3 tRNA genes and 1 rRNA gene are annotated in these 851 nt (G+C 44.9%); all 4 read left to right on the top strand.

The features are described 5' to 3' along the window. Nucleotides 1-136: ribosomal RNA gene (locus L1D23_RS22125) — 16S ribosomal RNA — on the top strand; the annotation flags it as partial. A gap of 66 nt (nucleotides 137-202) precedes the next feature. Further along, a tRNA-Ile gene (locus L1D23_RS22120) sits at nucleotides 203-279 on the top strand. 42 nt (nucleotides 280-321) lie between these two features. Further along, nucleotides 322-397 (top strand) — tRNA-Ala (locus L1D23_RS22115). 74 nt (nucleotides 398-471) lie between these two features. Then, nucleotides 472-547, top strand: a tRNA-Ala gene (locus L1D23_RS22110). Nucleotides 548-851 lie beyond the last annotated feature (304 nt).

Here is an 851-nt window from a genome sequence, read left to right as displayed (position 1 = left end):
CACACCATGGGAGTGGGCTGCAAAAGAAGTGGGTAGTTTAACCTTCGGGGGGACGCTCACCACTTTGTGGTTCATGACTGGGGTGAAGTCGTAACAAGGTAGCGCTAGGGGAACCTGGCGCTGGATCACCTCCTTATACGATGATTATTCACGATGAGTGTCCACACAGATTGATGGTTTATACAGTTTAAGAGACGATGCTGGGTCTGTAGCTCAGGTGGTTAGAGCGTTCGCCTGATAAGCGAGAGGTCGGTGGTTCAAGTCCACTCAGACCCACCAATCTTCCTCCCAGGAGRTTGGCAACAGTATCGACACCTTGATGGGGCTATAGCTCAGCTGGGAGAGCGCCTGCCTTGCACGCAGGAGGTCAGCAGTTCGATCCTGCTTAGCTCCACCATCTTTAAGTGTTCTTGAAAAAGAATCTTTAAAAATGGTTCATTTATGANTTGGCAACAGTATCGACACCTTGATGGGGCTATAGCTCAGCTGGGAGAGCGCCTGCCTTGCACGCAGGAGGTCAGCAGTTCGATCCTGCTTAGCTCCACCATCTTTAAGTGTTCTTGAAAAAGAATCTTTAAAAATGGTTCATTTATGAATCTAGCTCTTTAACAATTTGGAAAGCTGACGAATAACAACAATCCCCATYTCTWTGAGATGCGTTGTTATTCAATTAAAAGTTCTCAAATCCTAATGACTTGTTCATTAGGTACCAACACACATTCAAGTGTTCTTGGAAACATCCTTGTGATGTTTATATTTGAGTCCGGCAAAATCGAGTCTGCATCATGTTTAAATAATTGYAGACAACTTTGGTTGTTTAACAAAGACCCTTTGGGGTTGTATGGTTAAGT

It is taken from the genome of Vibrio sp. Isolate24 (assembly GCF_022398215.1).
Lineage (GTDB): Bacteria > Pseudomonadota > Gammaproteobacteria > Enterobacterales > Vibrionaceae > Vibrio > Vibrio coralliilyticus_A.
Note: the sequence above shows the minus strand (reverse complement) of the source record. Positions and strands in the feature narration are given on the sequence as shown.